Origin of the sequence: Variovorax sp. Root434 (genome assembly GCF_001426595.1) — a bacterium.
Taxonomy (GTDB): Bacteria; Pseudomonadota; Gammaproteobacteria; order Burkholderiales; family Burkholderiaceae_C; genus Variovorax.
The window spans coordinates 94,474-109,985 of record NZ_LMEK01000024.1 but is presented as its reverse complement, the minus strand read 5'-3'; the positions used below and the strand labels follow the sequence as shown (position 1 = coordinate 109,985).

The following is a 15,512-nucleotide window of genomic DNA, read 5'->3' as shown; positions in this document are numbered from 1 at the left end:
TTTCGAACGCAGCCCGGGCTAGATCGCCGCGGGCACGCTGCTCGCGCGCGCCTCACCGTGCACGTCCTGCGGAGCCAGCGAGGGCGGCGACAGCTTCGGCTGGTTGCGCGCCACCATGCCTTCGGGCTTCATGCGGAACAGCTGTGTCAGCGCCGCGCGGTACTGCGCCTCGCCGACCGAGTTGGTGTTGTGGTGCGAGCCGCCTTCGACCAGCACGAACAGCTTGGGCACGGTGGCCGCGTCGTAGAGCTTGCGGCCCAGCGTGGGGTTGATCAGGCTGTCGGCCGTGCCATGCACCACCAGCAGTGGCGCGCCGATGTCCTTGACGGTGTTGATGGCCTCGAAGCGCTGCGTGATGAGGGGGCCGAAGGGCAGCCAGCCCCACTTGAAGCCGCTGACCACGTCGGCGATGGAAGTGAAAGTGCTTTCGACGATGGTGCCGCTCTCGTCGTTCACATGCGCCGCCAGGTCGATGCCGATGGCGCCGCCCAGCGAGTGGCCGAAGATGTAGCGGTGCTGCCTGGGATGGCGCGCGGCCAGCCAGGTCCAGGCGGCGCGGGCGTCCTCGCGGGCCGACTCTTCCGAGGGCAGGCCCTTGGAGCTCTTGCCGAAGCCGCGGTAGTCGATGGCCAGCACCGAGAAGCCCAGCTCGTGCATGCGCTGGATGCGCGGCGCCGAGCCGGCCACGTTGTAGCGGGCGCCGTGCAGGTACAGCAGCACGGGCGTGTCGGTGGTCTCGGGCGCGCCGCCCAGCCACAGGCCGTGCAGGCGGGCAGGCTCGCCGGTGGTGGAGGACTGGAAATCGATCCACACGTCTTCCATGCCCTTGGCCATGGTGGCGGTGTTGCCCCAGCTGCTATCGCTGGGCTGGAAGATCCATTCGCGCTGCCGCTCGTCGAGCGTCGAGCAGCCGGCGGCCAGCAGGGCACACAGCGAGAGGACAGACGCGAGGAGGGTCCAGCGTTTCATCATGGGGTTGAAGGACAGCAGAGCCGGCTGAAAAGTTCATCTGCTTTCACCGAGGTGCGCCGACACTGCACTTTGGTAACCCCCCGAAACAACGCTCGCTGGCGCCTTGACGAACCTATGCAACGTACGTGCCCACAATTCCGATGACGGTGGAAAACCCTAGAAGAAAGGCCTAAAAGCGCCGATCTGCCTATCGGCCGCGCATGAACAGCGAATCGAGCTCGCGGATCGACAGCTGACGCCAGGTCGGCCGGCCGTGGTTGCACTGGTCCGAACGTTCTGTTGCTTCCATCTGGCGTAACAGTGCGTTCATCTCGTCGATGGTGAGCTTTCGGTTGGCCCGCACCGCCCCGTGGCAGGCCATGGTGGACAGCAGTTCGTTCTGGGCGCGTTGCACCACGGTGCTCGCGTCGTGCTGGCCCAGCTCGGCCAGCACGCTGCGCGCCAGCTCCACCGGATCGCCGTCGGCCAGCGTTCCGGGCACGGCACGCACCGCAAGGGTGCGTGCCGAGAAGGGGGTGATTTCCAGGCCCAGCGTCGGCAGTACCTCGGCGCAGGCCTCGGCCGTGGCCACTTCCTGCGGCGTGGCGGCGAAGGTGGCCGGGATCAGCAGCGGCTGGCTGGCGATGGCGGCGCCGTCGAGCTGCGTCTTGAGCCGCTCGTAGACGATGCGCTCGTGCGCCGCGTGCATGTCGACGATCACGAGGCCCTGGCTGTTCTCGGCCAGGATGTAGATGCCCTGCAGCTGGGCCAGCGCGCGGCCCAGCGGCCAGGCTTCCTCGTTGGTGGCGAGAGGGGTGGTGTCGGCGCGGTCGTCCACGGGCAGCCCTGCGGATGGCGGGAACGTCGTCGGCGCCGCACTGACGGAAGGCCAAAGGAGCGAGGCGGTGGGCTCGGCCGTATGCGCCAGCTGCTCGCTGCGCCTGGGCCACATGGCCTCGAAGTCGCCGGCGCCGCGTTCGCGTGCCGTGAAATTGATGGCGGGCTGCGCCCAGCTGGCGTTCGACGGCAGCGGGGCCTGCTTGAAGAACGGCTGCGGCGCGCCCGGGGCCACCACGGCGTCGCCCGCGCGTGGAGCCGCCAACGCGTCCTCGATGGCGTGGCGCACCGCCTGGTGCACCTCGCGCCCGTCGCGAAAGCGCACCTCGATCTTGGTCGGATGCACGTTCACGTCGACGCGCGCCGGATCGATTTCGAGGTACAGCGCATAGATCGGCTGGCGTTGGCCGTGCAGCACGTCTTCGTACGCGCTGCGCACCGCGTGCGACAGCACCTTGTCGCGCACGAAGCGGCCGTTGACGTAGAAGAACTGCTGGTCGCCGCGCGAACGCGCCGCATCGGGAATGCCGGCGCGGCCGATCACGCGCACCGGGCCGCCTTCGCGCTCGACGGCCACGCTCTGCGCCACGAAATCGTCGCTCAGTGCGTCGGCCAGCCGCTGCTCGCGCGTGGTGGCGGCGCGCCACTGCTCGACCAGCTTGCCGTCATGCCAGACCGAAAAGCCCACCTCGGGCCGTGCCAGTGCGTGGCGGCGCACCGCCTCGATGCAATGGGCCAGTTCGGTGGCGTCGGTCTTCAGGAACTTGCGGCGCGCGGGCGTTGCGAAGAACAGCTCGCGCACCTCGACCGTGGTGCCGGTGGAGCGGGCCACGGGCCGCAACTCGCCGGTGCGGCCGTCGAGCGCGAACGCGCCCTCGGAACCGGCGAAGCGCGAAAGGATGCTGAGTTCGGCGATCGCATTGATGGCGGCCAGCGCTTCGCCCCGGAATCCCATGGTGCCGACCGTTTCGAGGTCGTTGAGGCTCGCGATCTTGCTGGTCGCGTGGCGGCGCAGGGCCACCGTGAGTTCCTCGCGCGGGATGCCCAGGCCGTCGTCCTCGACCGAGATCAGCCGCACGCCGCCCGAGGCCAGCCGCACCGTGATCTGGCCGGCGCCCGCATCGAGCGCGTTGTCCAGCAGCTCGCGCACCACCGAGGCGGGGCGCTCGACGACTTCGCCGGCGGCGATCTGGCTGATCAGCTCGTCGGGGAGTTCGCGGATGGGGCGGCGTTCGGCGGGGGAGATGGAAGTGGGGAGGGCGCTCACCGGGGCATTCTAAAAGCGGCGCTCGTTCCAGGCGCTGGCCCGCATCAATGGCGGCGCGCATCTGCAGCATGGGGTGATTGGCAGGGCGCTCAGTGGCAGCAAGGATAATCCGCCCCCATGGAAATCATCAGCTTTCTCGTCGACTTCATCCTTCATGTCGACAAGCACCTCGAAGCCTTCGTCATTGCCTACGGGCCCTGGGTCTATGCGCTGCTGTTCCTCATCGTCTTCGTCGAGACCGGCGCGGTGGTGATGCCGTTCCTGCCCGGGGACTCGCTGCTCTTCATCGTGGGCGCGCTGTGCGGCGTGGGGCTCATGAGCTTTCCGCTGGCCTGCGGGATCCTCATTGCAGCGGCCATCCTGGGCGACCAGTGCAACTATTCGATCGGCCGCTACTTCGGGCCGAAGGTGTTCCAGTGGGAGAACTCGCGCTTCTTCAACCGCAAAGCCTTCGACCAGGCCCACGGCTTCTACGAGCGCTACGGCGGCATCACGATCATCCTTGCGCGCTTCATGCCCTTCATTCGCACCTTCGCGCCGTTCGTGGCCGGCGTGGCCGAGATGAGCCGCGCGAAGTTCACCATGTACAACGTGGTCGGCGGACTCCTCTGGGTGCTGGGCATCGCAACCGCGGGTTACTTCTTCGGCAACCTGCCCTTCGTGCGCCAGCACCTGGACAAAATCATCTGGGCGCTGATCTTCGTGCCCGGCCTGCTCGCGATCTTCGGCGCGTGGCGTGCATCGAAGGCGGAGAAGGAGCGCGCGGCGCGGGCCTGACGACTTGCTCCATCAACGACAAAGCGCGCCAATCGGCGCGCTTTGTCGTTCAGGCTGCGTATCAGTAGTTCGGCCCGTTGCCCGGGTAGTAGCCGCTGCCCCGCGGATAGCGCTGCTGGTTGTAGTAGTTGCGCTCGTCGGCACTGCGGCCGATCTGGTTGCCGATGACGCCGCCGATGGCCGCGCCACCCACCGTGCTTGCGGTGTTGCCGCCGATGGCATTGCCCACCAGCGCGCCGCCTACGGCGCCTACCCCGGTCCCGAGATTCTGGTTAGGGCCGCTCGCGCAACCCGCAATCGCCATGACCGAAGTGGCTGCGGCTGCAGCGATCCAGAGACGTGTGTTCATGATGTCCACCTTTCGAGAAGTGATGATTCATCATGGCCGCAAGGCGGGGCCCCGGTGTAGGAGCCTGCCGCACCTGCCTGTGCGGTGTAGCGGGCCGCGCGGCGTGGGACGGAAGGGCGTGCTTTGGCTTTACAAAAGCCGCAGCGCCAAATCAGAGTTGCCGGCTGCGCGCCAGAGGCGGGTTCTGGGCGAAATAGCGCTGGATGCCGCGCATCAGCGCATCGGCCAGGTTCTCCTGGTAGTCGACACGGCGAAGGTTGGCTTCTTCTTCCGGGTTGCTGATGAAGGCCGTCTCCACCAGCACGCTCGGGATGTCCGGCGCCTTCAGCACCGCGAAGCCGGCCTGTTCGACCTGCCCCTTGTGCAGCCGCGCGCCGATGCCCTTGATCTCGCCGAGCATTGCGCCGCCGAGCTTCAGGCTGTCGTTGATCTGCGCGGTCGTGCTCATGTCGAGCAGCGCGCGCTGTACCTGTGCCTCGTGATTGCCGACGTTCACGCCGCCGACCTTGTCGGCGTCGTTTTCCTTGTTGGCGAGCCAGCGCGCCGCGCTGCTCGACGCGCCGCTCTGGCTCAGCGCGAACACACTGGCGCCGCGCGCGGCGGGCGTGGTGAAGGCATCGGCATGGATGCTCACGAACAGGTCGGCCTGCACGCGCCGCGCCTTCTGCACGCGCACGCCCAGCGGCACGAAGAAGTCGGCGTCGCGCGTGAGAAACGCGCGCATCGGGCTGCCGTTCACGCTGCTCGCGTTGATGCGCTCGCGCAGGCGGTGGGCCACCTGCAGCACGATGTCTTTCTCGCGCGTGCCGTTGGGGCCGATGGCGCCGGGGTCTTCGCCGCCGTGGCCGGGGTCGAGCGCCACGATGATGATGCGGTCGGTGCGGCTCSCCGTGGCGTCGCCGCGTCCGGCGGCTACCGGCGGCGCGACGGGCCTGGCGGGTGCCGCGGCCACCGCAGGCGGCGGGGGAGTCAGGGGCACGGGCAGTCCCGTCGGGCGCTCGCTGCCGGCCGCCACGGGCGGGGGCGGCGCGGGTGGGCCGGGACGCACCGCCTGCTGTGCCATCAGGTCGCCCAGCGGATCGACGGCCGGCGGGGCGGGGCGCGCCGGTGCCGGCGGTGCGCCGGCCACGGCTGCGGAGCTGTTGTTGCTGTTGCCGCCGCGGGGCGCATCGCGCAGGCGCTCCGCGATCAGCGCTTCCATCGGATCGACCGCCTGCTCGGGATACAGGTCGAGCACCAGCCGGTGCTTGTACGCAGCCACGGGCGCGAGCGAGAACACCTGCGGCACCACGGCCTGCTTCAGGTCGAAAACGATGCGCACCACCTTCGGCGCGTTCTGGCCGACGCGCAGGCCGTTGATGTACGGGTCACCCGGCTTGATCTTGCCGACCAGCTCGCGCAGCTCGGGGCTGAGCTCGATGCCTTCGATGTCGACGGCCAGGCGCGGCGGGCTGCCGACCACGAGCTGCTGCGAACTGAGCCGCGCATCGGATTCGATGGTCACGCGCGTGTAGTCGGCGGCCGGCCAGACGCGCACCGCGAGGATGGTGGCGCCGCGCGCGATCTGGTGCACGCCGAGCATCAGCGCGATGCTGCCGCCCTGCAGCAGCACGCGCCGTTTCAGGCCGCGCGCCTTCATGCGGCGGTGCGCGCCAGCAGATCGCTGCCGCGAGGGGTGTTCGCGAGGAGGGTCACGCTGCGTGTGTCGTCGGTCATTGCTTCTATTTTAATAGCGAGGTCGGCAACTGGTGTGCGGCCTGCGGCGTTCTCCGGCCATTCGGCCAGCTTGAGGCCCGGTCCCGCGAAGATGTCGCGGAAGCCGGCGTCGTCCCATTCGCGTGGATCGGCGAAGCGGTAGAAGTCGAAATGGAAGATCTGCAGGCCGTCGGGCGCCTCGTGGGGCTCGACCACCGCGTAAGTGGGGCTCTTGATGCGGCCCGCGATGCCGAGTGCGCGCAGCAGGTGGCGTACGAAAGTGGTCTTGCCGGCGCCGAGGTCGCCTTGCAGCGCGATGAAGGCGTCGCGCAACGCGGGCGAAGCGGCCAGCGATCGCGCGAAGGCGTCGGTGTCGGCTTCGCTACACCAGCGCAGGATGCGGGTGTTCTTGTGCGTTTCTACAATCGGCAAGTGATCGTCAGCCATCCACTCGTTGTTCGTATTCAGGCTTTGGCCCGGGAACTCGGATTCTCCCAAATCGGAATCGCGGGCGTCGATCTATCGAGCGCCGAGGACGGTCTGATGCAATGGCTGGCCCAAGGGTTCCATGGCGAAATGCAATACATGGCAACACACGGCACGCGCCGCGCCCGTCCGGCCGAACTGGTGCCGGGCACGGTGAGCGTGATCACCGCGCGCATGGACTACCTGCCGCGCAGCACCGAGCCCGAGTGGCAGGCCATCGAGTTCGACCGGCTCAAGCGGCCCGGCGAAGCCATCGTCTCGGTCTATGCGCGCGGCCGCGACTACCACAAGGTGCTGCGCAACCGCCTCGCAAAACTGGCCGAGCGCATCGCGGAAGAGGTGGGGCCTTTCGGCCACCGCGCCTTCACCGACTCGGCCCCCGTGCTCGAAGCCGAGCTGGCCTCGCGCAGCGGGCAGGGCTGGCGTGGCAAGCACACGCTGATACTGGACCGCAACGCGGGCTCGATGTTCTTCCTGGGCGAGATCTACGTCGACATGGAACTGCCGCCGAGCGAGCCCGTCACGGCGCACTGCGGCAGCTGCAGCGCCTGCATCGACATCTGCCCCACGCGAGCCATCGTCGCGCCGCAGCGGCTGGATGCGCGGCGCTGCATCTCGTACCTCACCATCGAGCACGGCGGGCCGATTCCGCTGGAGCTGCGGCCGCTGATGGGCAACCGCATCTACGGTTGCGATGACTGCCAGCTGATCTGCCCCTGGAACAAGTTCGCGAAGAAGAGCGAGCTGCCCGACTTCGATGCGCGCGAAGGGCTCACGGGGCGCACGCTGGCCGAGCTTTTTGCGTGGACGGAAGAAGATTTCTTGCGCCGCACCGAGGGCAGTCCCATTCGCCGCATCGGGCATGAGCGCTGGCTGCGCAACATCGCCGTGGCACTGGGCAATGCGGCGAGAGCGGGCGAGGCCGGTGCGCAGGAGGCGCTGGCGACACGTGCCGGGCACCCGAGCGAGCTCGTGCGCGAGCATGTCGCGTGGGGCCTGGCGCAGCAGGCCGCGGGCTGACGCTTCAGGCCGGTAGGATCTCGCGCACGCGCTCCCACGGCCGGCACATCAACGTGCCGCGCGGCGACACCACGATGGGCCGCTGCAGCAGGATCGGATGCTCGACGATGGCGTCGAACAGCTGGTCGTCGGTCCACTTCGGATCGGCCAGCTTCAGTTCTTCGTACGGCGCTTCCTTGGCGCGCAGCAGATCGCGCGCACCCATGTTCATCGCCTTCGCCAGTTCGCGCAGCTTCTTCTTCGATGGCGGCGTCTCCAGGTACAGCACGATCTCGGGCTCCACCCCGCTTTCGCGGATCAGCGACAGCACGTTGCGCGAGGTGCTGCAGTTGGGCTTGTGATAGATCGTCATCGGATAGGCGGTGGTCGGTGTGCGTGCGGTCATGGGGTCGAAGGGGTCGTGGTGAAGGGAAAGCGAGCCGCCCAGAAGTCTGCCAGCCGCGGGTCGGCATCCACGAGGCGAACCACCCGGGCCATGCGCGGCGCCACGCGGTAGAAGCGCGTGCGCCGCGGCGTCCAGCGCGACATCACGGTCACGTACAGGTCGAGCATGCTCGGCTTCTCGCCGAGCAGGTAGGGCGCGGGCTCGTCGATCTGCGTGTCCATCAGGTGCCAGCAGTGCGCGATGCGCTCGGCGGTGCGTTCGAGCATCACGGCCTGCGCGGCCGGGTCGGGCGTGAGGCGCGTGGGTTCGTCGCGCACCCAGAACAGCGAATAGATGGACGCCGAGAGGTAGACCATCCAGCGCAGGTAGCGCGCGCGCAGCGGATCGCCGTGCGCGGGACAAAGCTCGGCCTGCGGATAGCGGTCGCCGAGCCAGATCAGGATGGCCGCGCTCTCGGTCATCAACTCGCCCGAAGGCAGCACGAGGGCGGGCACCTGCCGCATCGGATTGATGCTCGACATGCGTTCGCGCTCGGCCTCGCTTTCCCAAGGGGAGATTTCGACGGTTTCGACCTGCGCGCCGATCAGCGTCAGCGCGGCGTGTATGGGGGTGGCGCCCGAACCGGGCGCGCCGTAGAGGGTGTAGCGGTCTTCTCTGGGGGATGGTGATGAAGAACTCATCCGCCCAGATTACTGCAGGCTTGCGCCTGTTGTCACGCAGCCAGCAGCGCGTCGATCTTCTTCAGCCCTTCGAGCGTCTTGAAGCAGGCCTCGGCCACTTCCGTGCCCTTGACCGCGAAGTGGCGGTGGAAGTACTTGCGGTGCTCCACGTGCTCGTGGAAATGATGCGGCGTGAGCACGGCCGAGAAGATCGGCACGTCGGTCTCCAGCTGCAGCGACATCAGCGTGCTGACCACCGTGTTCGCCACGAACTCGTGGCGGTAGATGCCACCGTCGACCACCAGCGCGCAGCCGATGATGGCCGCGTACTTGCCCGAGTTGGCGAGCCGCTTGGCGTGCAGCGGGATCTCGAAGGCGCCTGGTACGTCGAAGATGTCGATGCGTTCGCGGGCCACGCCAAGGCGCGCCATTTCTTCGAGGAAGGCGTCGCGTGCCTGGTGGACGATGTCCGAATGCCATTGCGCTTCGACGAAGGCGATGCGCTCGCCGCGCGATGCATTCGACGCGGTGATGGCGGAGAGGGGAAGGTCGTTGATCTGACTCATGGTGTGCCTCTGAAAGCAGGTTTCCTGAATCAGGGCGCACGAAACCGCAGGGCAGGCCGCGCGCTCACGGCAGAACGCGCGGGCTCGCCCGCATTTCGCGCTCTCTTTCATCCGGACTGTGACCGTCGGCTTCGGAATCGCACCGAAATCTGCTGACCCCTTGGCCTGCATGCGCAGGACTCGGGCGCTCGCGGGCTTGTGCGGCTTTTTACGCCGCCATCACCGCCGGTGGGGAATTGCACCCCGCCCTGAGAACGCTTGCCGTCCGGCGAACCGGACAACGGCGCGATTCTAGAAGCCCGTTGTCGCGCGGGGTTGTCGCCCGCGCGCCAGACCTTCGGGCGCAAGGGGATTTTGTCCGGGCTCAGCGCCCGGCCAGGAACTGCGTCATGCGGTGCAGTTCGTCGTCGAGCGCCGCGCGGAAGGTCGCGTCGCGTGGCTTCTTGCCGGCGTAGCCGAAAGCCGGCTGCAGCCGGCCCTCGGGCGCCGTCACGTTGGCCCAGCCGATCACTCGGTCGTGATGCAGCATCGGCAGCGCGTAGTAGCCGAACTGGCGCTTGGGCGCCGGCGTGTAGGCCTCGAACTTGTACGTCCAGTCCCAGAGCAGCTCGAAGCGGCGACGGTCCCACACGACGGGATCGAACGGCGCCAGCAGGCGCACCTCGTCGTCGGGGGCGTGCCGGCGCGAGACGGGGTTCTCGTCGGCGGGCCAGTACCACGTGGTGCCGTCGATGCGGCAGCTCGCGAGTTCTTCGCGGGCGATGCGCAGGGCCGCCTGCGTCTGCTGCGACAGGTGCGGCGCGCCATAGCCAAGCAGCCGCACGAGGTACGTCAGGCTCGCGGCCGGCAGCGGCGCGTACTTGCGCACCACCAGTTCGATCAGCGCGGCGGCGCGTTGGGCGCGGCCGGCGGGGCTGTCGTCGGCGGGCTGGTGCGTCACGGCTTCGTAGACGCGCGTGCCGCTGTCGCGCCGTACCACGCGCAGCATGCCGCGGTAGTGCATCTCGTCGAGCAGGTGCGTGGTCGCGTTGCTGGAACCGCCCCAGTAGTTCTTGATGCGGCCGTGTGCAAAGTGCTGTTCCACCTGGCGCGGGTGCACGGGGCCGTGTTCCCGCACGTAGGCGAGCACATCGGCTGCCTTGCGCCGCGTGTCGGCGTCCCATGCGCGCTTGGCTTCGCGCGGATGCATCAGTGCCAGGTGCTCGCGCGGCAGGAAGCCGTAGTTGACGAGGCAGTCTTCCTCGATGGCGAGGCGCGTGTAGCGGTTCTCGAGATCGCCTGCGCGGTAGTCCTTCACGCGGTGGCGCAGCGTGAGGTCCTGCGCGCGCGCCGGGGCGCGGATAGGGTCAGCCTGCACGAAGCCGAGCTGGCGGATCGCGGCGGGCAGCGTCGTGGGCTTGAACAGGGTGCGCGCTATTGCGTATCGGCGCAGGTCATCGAGGGTCGGGGCAGCCATGGGTGAATTGCAGCACAGGTGGCTGCTGTTCGCGAGATGTGCAGGGCACTGTTCAGGGCTCGCTCACGCCGACGGGGTACCTTGCTCCGCGAATGTCCCCCGGCCTGCGGCCTCCTCCTTTATTTCGCTGCGCAAGGCACCCCATCGGCGTGAGCGTTCAGCAGAGCGGTTGAACCGCCGGCACAAGAAGAGCGTCTACTGTGCGCGGGGCATCGGGTGCTCCCCGCAGCGAAATAAAGGAGGAGGCCGAAGGCCGGGGGACATTCGCGGAGGGGAGTACCCGGTGGCCTGTGCACCCCCCGAAGCAATCGACCGCCCCAGAACCCGAACGCCTAAACGGCCCACTTGTGCCGCTCGATGCAAACATCCAGCGTCTCTTCGCCGGCCCGTTGCCACCAGTCGAGGTTCGAAAAGATCTCGACCTCGCTGAACCCCGCGAAGCCCGCGTCCTCGACCCAGCCGCGGATCTTCTTCAGCTCGACGACGCCGTCGCCCATCATCCCGCGGTCGGAGAGCAGGTCGCGCGTGGGCGTGAGCCAGTCGCAGACGTGGTACGCCAGCAGCCGTTCACGGCCCGCGCGGGCGATCTGCTGCTGCAGCTTCGGGTCCCACCAGACGTGATAGATGTCGAGCGCCACGCCGAGCATGCCGGTCTTGCCCGCGTCGAGTTCATCGCAGAGGTCGAGCGCGTGTTCCAGCGTGTTGATGCACGCGCGGTCGGCCGCCTGCATCGGGTGCAGGGGCTCGATGGCCAGCGGCATACCGACCTCGCGGGCATATTCGAGCGAGGCTGCGATGCCGTCGTGAACCTCGCCGCGCGCGCGGGCGATGTCCTTGTAGGCGGCCTTGCCTTCGAGCGCGCCCGGCAGCGCTCCGACCACCAGTACGAGGCAGGGTGCGTCCAGCGCCTTGGCCTCGTCGATGGCGCGGCGGTTGTCGTCGAGCGCGGCCTTCAGGCCCGCAGCGTCGGTTGCGGGAAAGAAGCCGCCCCTGCAGTAGCCCGACAGGCCGATGCCGTGCGCCTTCAGTTGCTTGGCTACCTTGTCGAGCCCGACTGCCGCCACCTGGTCGCGCCAGGGGCTGATGGCGCGGATGCCGCGTTCGGCGCACTGATCAAGGATGCGGTCGAGCAGCACCTCGGCGCCTGACTGCTTGCGGATGGTGGCGGTGTTGATCGACAGCCAGTCGTGGTTCTGCGAGAAATCGCGCATGGCCTTGCTCAACCTTCCACACCGTGCAGTGCCAGCAGCGTCTTCATGCGCCGAACGGCCAGCTCGGGCTGCTCCAGCAGATTGGCCGTATCGGCCAGCCTGAACAGCTCGGCAAAGTGCTGCAGCGAGCGCGTGCTCTGCTGGCCGCCCACCATCGTGAAGTGTTTCTGGTGGCCGTTGAGCCAGGCCATGAACACCACGCCGGTCTTGTAGAAGCGCGTGGGCGCCGCGAAGATGTGGCGCGACAGCGGCACCGTGGGGCCGAGGATGGCGTGGAACTTCTCGGTGTAGCCCTGGGCCAGTGCCCCGAGCGCCGCACTGGCGGCCGGCGCGATGGCGTCGAAGATGCCGAGTAGCGCATCGCTCTTGCCGTGCGTGGGTTCATCGCCGAAGCCGTCGCCCGCAATCAGCTCGGCGTAGTTGAAGTCGTCACCCGTATACATCCGAACGCCTGAAGGCAGGCGCCGGCGCATCGCGATTTCCTTGTCCTTGTCGAGCAGCGAGATCTTGATGCCGTCGACCTTGTCCGGATGCGCCGCGATGATGCCCACGGCGGTGTCCATCGCCGCATCGATATCCTTCGTGCCCCAATAGCCGGCCAGCGCCGGGTCGAACATGTCGCCCAGCCAGTGCAGCACCACCGGCTGCTTCGCCTGGCTCAGGATGCGGTCGTACACGCGCTCGTAGTCGGCCGGGCTCTTCGCCACACGGGCCAGCGCGCGGCTGGCCATCACGATCAGCTTGCCGCCGAGCGCCTCGATGGCGGCCATCTGCTCTTCGTAGCCGCGGATGACGTCGTCGACGCTCTTCACGTCGTCGATGTTCAGGTGGTCGGTGCCGCAGCCTGAGGCGACCAGCGCGCCCGGCACGTCCTTCGCCGCATCGAGCGAGCGTCGGATCAGCTCCAGCGAGGTCGGCCAGTCCAGGCCCATGCCGCGCTGCGCGGTGTCCATGGCCTCGGCCACGCCCAGGCCCAGCGAGAACAGGTGGCGGCGGTAGGCGATGGTGGTGTCCCAGTCGACCGCGCACTGCAGCCATGGGTCGATGGCCGCGAGCGGGTCGGCCACGACGTGTGCGGCCGAGTAGGCGATGCGGTTGAACTTGACGCCCGCATCGGGCTTGATCGGCGCGATGCCGCGCAGCGCGTAGGGCGCGAGCGTGCCGTCGGCGGTGGGGAGGGTGAGCGAAAGCGCCATGGCTGCCTCAGACTTTCAGCGCTGGCACATCGACCCAGCGGCGGTCCTGCCACGACTCGAGCGCGGCCTCGACCAGTTGCACGCCCTTGGCGCCTTCGGGCAGCGTCCACTTGTAGGGCTCGTTCTCGACCACGTGGCGAATGAAGTGTTCCCACTGGATCTTGAAGCCGTTGTCGTAGACCTGCGAGTCCGGAATCTCCTGCCACTGGTCGAAGAAATTCATGGTCTGCTTCTCGTCGGGGTTCCATACCGGGCGCGGCGTGGCGACGCGGCTCTGCGCGCGGCAACTCGACAGGCCCGCGACGGCGGAGCCATCGGTGCCGTCGACATGGAAGGTCACGAGGTCGTCGCGGCGCACGCGCGTGGCCCAGCTCATGTTGATCTGCGCGATCACCGGCTCGCCGTTGTGGCCCGTGAGTTCGCAGGTGGCATAGGCGGCATCGTCGGCGGTGGCTTCATACGGCTTGCCGGCTTCGTCCCAGCGCTTGGGGATGTGCGTCGCCCCGATGCACGACACAGCCTTCACTTCGCCGAACAAGTTGTCCAGCACGTAGCGCCAGTGGCACATCATGTCCAGGATCATCCCGCCGCCGTCTTCCTTGCGGTAGTTCCAGCTCGGGCGCTGGATGGGCTGCAGGTCGCCCTCGAACACCCAGTAGCCGAACTCCAGGCGCACGCTGAGCATGCGGCCGAAGAAGCCGGCGCGACGCAGCATATCGAGCTTGCGCAGGCCGGGCAGGAAGAGCTTGTCCTGCACCGCGCCGTGCTTCAGGCCGGAGCCTTCGGCCAGGCGCGCGATCTCGACGGCCTCGTTGAGGTTGGTGGCGATCGGCTTCTCACAGTACACGTGCTTGCCGGCGCGGATGGCCTTGGCCAGCAGCATCGGGCGCATCTGCGTGGTGCCGGCGTCGAAGAAGATGGTGTCGTCCTTGTTCTCCAGCGCCTTGTCGAGGTCGGTGCCCCAGCGCGCGATGTTGTGGGCCTTGGCGAGTGCTTCCATCTTCTCTGCGTTGCGGCCGATGAGGATCGGGTCGGGCATGACCTTGTCGCCGTTCGACAGCGTGACGCCGCCTTGGGCGCGGATGGCGCAGATGGAGCGGATCAGGTGCTGGTTCATGCCCATGCGGCCGGTGACGCCGTGCATGATGATTCCGAGACGTTGGGTGGCCATCGTTTTGCTCCTTGAGATGCGAGATAGGCAGAGAGAAGCGTTGCTTCAGTAGACGGAACGCATGGCGTCCCAAGAGATGCCGGCACCGGGTCTGCCGGTGGCAAAGCCGGACGCGGTGGTAAGCGAGGACAGGTCGAGCTGGCCCTCGCGGATGGCGAGGCGCACGGCGCCGTCGCTCAGTTCGTAGAGACCCGGGTGGGCGCGCAGCAGGACCTGCTGTTCGGCCTCAGGCGCTGCGGCCAGGCCGTTGACATAGTGGTGGCCGTTGCGCTCGACGTGCGACAGCCCAAGCCATGCGACCAGTGCCAGGTCTTGCTGCACACCGACGCCGGCCTGCATGGTGAGGTCTTCGCCGGAGAGAAAGTAGCGTGCCGTGTCGCCGGCCGCGTTCCACTGCGCGCAGCGTGCCGCGTTGACGACCGACTTGTAGATGCCCTTGCAGCTCTTGCTCGACACGCCGGTGTAGCCGAGCGCGCGGGCCTGCACGAAGGCATCGAGCGTGGCGTCCGATTCGTCGATGAGCAATGGAATGCGCTTGCCGAGCGCGGACACGTCGCGCTGCAGCGCCGCGTCACGGCGGATCGGCTGTTCGACGAAGACCGTCTTCTGCGCGAGCTTCCAAAGCACGGGCGTGGAAAGCATGCGGTCGAGGAAGACGGCGAACTCATCGGCATCGGCGTACTGCTCGTTGCCGTCGAGCGTCACGAGTTGGGCATGGCCTTCGATGACGCGGGCGATGCGTTCGAGGCGTGCGATGTCCAGCGCGGTGTTGCCGCACAGCTTGAGCTTGAAGTGCGTGAGGCCGTAGCGGCGAACGGCGGCTTCGAGAGTCGTCGGAAGGCCGTCGGCGGGGGCGTCGGGCAGGGCGTCGTAGTCGTCGATGGCATCGGCCAGGCCCACCGTGTGGCGCGCCGCGATGCGAGTGCGCGGCGATTGCTTCGCCAGGAAGGCTGGCATGTCGAAGCCCGCGAGGTCATCGACCAGGCCGCTGCCTGTGATGTCGATGCCGCAGAGGTTGCCGCTCATGGCCATCGCGAAGCTCACGCCACTGTGCAGGCACAGCGCGTCGAGCAGGGCGCGGTCGACCAGCGCCGGGCCGTAGCTCGCCACCAGCGGTTGCAGGCCCTTGGCCTTGGCGCGTGACTGCAGCGCGGCGTAGTTGGATGCGAAGTGCGTCCAGGCGGTTTGCGCGTCGGGCTCGGCGATATAGGCCTCGCGCGCATCGCGCAGCACGAAACGCAGTTGCTCGAAGTTCTGTTCGTTGGTGAGCGCGGGGTTCTTGTCGAACCACTTGGGCACCATCATCTCGGCGGCGCAGCCCTCGGCCGTGCGGCCGTTTGAAAAGCGGATGCGGGCTTTCACATAAACCTGCGGGCAGGCCGTGACGGTCGCCGCACCGAAGCGGAACGGCAGCCGCAGCGCCACGTCGCGCTCGGCGAAGCGGATCTCCTCGACGTGAAAACGGATTGCATCCATGGCCGGTGCC

The 15,512-nt window shown here is 67.9% G+C and carries 15 protein-coding genes and 1 riboswitch; of the genes, 2 read left to right on the top strand and 13 right to left on the bottom strand.

Annotation, left to right across the window (positions count from 1 at the left end):
- Positions 1 to 18 precede the first annotated feature (18 nt).
- Together ASD05_RS20185 and mutL are read right to left on the bottom strand one after the other, a co-directional pair.
- Positions 19 to 969, bottom strand: a complete 951-nt coding sequence (locus ASD05_RS20185; RefSeq protein ID WP_414930057.1) for an alpha/beta hydrolase — start codon at positions 967 to 969, stop codon at positions 19 to 21.
- 190 nt (positions 970 to 1,159) lie between these two features.
- Positions 1,160 to 3,055: a DNA mismatch repair endonuclease MutL gene (mutL, locus tag ASD05_RS20180; protein ID WP_056596191.1), complete on the bottom strand. Its 1,896-nt coding sequence runs from the start codon at positions 3,053 to 3,055 to the stop codon at positions 1,160 to 1,162.
- Between the two features lie 117 nt (positions 3,056 to 3,172).
- On the opposite strand from mutL, the gene ASD05_RS20175 reads away from it, so the two are divergent.
- Positions 3,173 to 3,832, top strand: coding sequence for a DedA family protein (locus tag ASD05_RS20175; protein WP_056596189.1), 660 nt, complete (start codon positions 3,173 to 3,175; stop codon positions 3,830 to 3,832).
- Positions 3,833 to 3,893: 61 nt separating this feature from the next.
- On the opposite strand, the gene ASD05_RS20170 is transcribed toward ASD05_RS20175, so the two are convergent.
- The 3 genes from ASD05_RS20170 to tsaE all read right to left on the bottom strand — a co-directional run bounded on the left by ASD05_RS20170 (position 3,894) and on the right by tsaE (position 6,323).
- Entirely contained in the window at positions 3,894 to 4,181 is a 288-nt protein-coding gene (locus tag ASD05_RS20170) for a glycine zipper domain-containing protein (RefSeq protein WP_082572206.1), read from the bottom strand.
- 151 nt (positions 4,182 to 4,332) lie between these two features.
- Positions 4,333 to 5,820 (bottom strand): N-acetylmuramoyl-L-alanine amidase, encoded by a 1,488-nt coding sequence (locus tag ASD05_RS20165; RefSeq protein WP_056596182.1) that lies wholly within the window; start codon positions 5,818 to 5,820, stop codon positions 4,333 to 4,335.
- Positions 5,817 to 6,323, bottom strand: coding sequence for a tRNA (adenosine(37)-N6)-threonylcarbamoyltransferase complex ATPase subunit type 1 TsaE (gene tsaE / locus ASD05_RS20160; RefSeq protein ID WP_007836569.1), 507 nt, complete (start codon positions 6,321 to 6,323; stop codon positions 5,817 to 5,819). Before tsaE ends, ASD05_RS20165 begins: the two co-directional genes overlap by 4 nt.
- Here tsaE and queG point away from each other — a divergent pair.
- A complete protein-coding gene (queG, locus tag ASD05_RS20155; RefSeq protein WP_056596560.1) occupies positions 6,309 to 7,382 on the top strand; it encodes a tRNA epoxyqueuosine(34) reductase QueG in 1,074 nt (357 codons plus the stop codon). The two genes, tsaE and queG, sit on opposite strands and share 15 nt — an antisense overlap.
- Positions 7,383 to 7,386: 4 nt before the next feature.
- Here the strand turns inward: queG and arsC are convergent, their stop codons facing one another.
- The 8 genes from arsC to ASD05_RS20115 all read right to left on the bottom strand — a co-directional run bounded on the left by arsC (position 7,387) and on the right by ASD05_RS20115 (position 15,502).
- Positions 7,387 to 7,767 (bottom strand): arsenate reductase (glutaredoxin), encoded by a 381-nt coding sequence (gene arsC, locus ASD05_RS20150; RefSeq protein WP_056511244.1) that lies wholly within the window; start codon positions 7,765 to 7,767, stop codon positions 7,387 to 7,389.
- On the bottom strand, positions 7,764 to 8,447 hold the full coding sequence (locus ASD05_RS20145) for a glutathione S-transferase family protein (RefSeq protein ID WP_056596179.1): 684 nt from the start codon (positions 8,445 to 8,447) through the stop codon (positions 7,764 to 7,766). The genes arsC and ASD05_RS20145 overlap by 4 nt, the downstream gene beginning before the upstream one ends.
- 32 nt (positions 8,448 to 8,479) lie before the next feature.
- A complete protein-coding gene (locus ASD05_RS20140) occupies positions 8,480 to 8,992 on the bottom strand; it encodes a 6,7-dimethyl-8-ribityllumazine synthase (RefSeq protein ID WP_056596176.1) in 513 nt (170 codons plus the stop codon).
- A 95-nt stretch (positions 8,993 to 9,087) separates the two neighbouring features.
- Positions 9,088 to 9,252, bottom strand: a riboswitch (FMN riboswitch).
- Positions 9,253 to 9,356: 104 nt separating this feature from the next.
- Entirely contained in the window at positions 9,357 to 10,448 is a 1,092-nt protein-coding gene (locus tag ASD05_RS20135; protein ID WP_056596173.1) for a DNA glycosylase AlkZ-like family protein, read from the bottom strand.
- A 332-nt stretch (positions 10,449 to 10,780) separates the two neighbouring features.
- A complete protein-coding gene (locus tag ASD05_RS20130; RefSeq protein ID WP_056596558.1) occupies positions 10,781 to 11,659 on the bottom strand; it encodes a sugar phosphate isomerase/epimerase family protein in 879 nt (292 codons plus the stop codon).
- Between the two features lie 8 nt (positions 11,660 to 11,667).
- Positions 11,668 to 12,855 carry a dihydrodipicolinate synthase family protein gene (locus tag ASD05_RS20125; protein ID WP_056596171.1) on the bottom strand — a complete coding sequence of 396 codons (1,188 nt, stop codon included), beginning with the start codon at positions 12,853 to 12,855 and terminating at the stop codon, positions 11,668 to 11,670.
- 7 nt (positions 12,856 to 12,862) lie between these two features.
- Positions 12,863 to 14,026 (bottom strand): Gfo/Idh/MocA family protein, encoded by a 1,164-nt coding sequence (locus ASD05_RS20120; protein ID WP_056596169.1) that lies wholly within the window; start codon positions 14,024 to 14,026, stop codon positions 12,863 to 12,865.
- A 45-nt stretch (positions 14,027 to 14,071) separates the two neighbouring features.
- Positions 14,072 to 15,502 (bottom strand): enolase C-terminal domain-like protein, encoded by a 1,431-nt coding sequence (locus tag ASD05_RS20115; RefSeq protein WP_056596167.1) that lies wholly within the window; start codon positions 15,500 to 15,502, stop codon positions 14,072 to 14,074.
- Positions 15,503 to 15,512 lie beyond the last annotated feature (10 nt).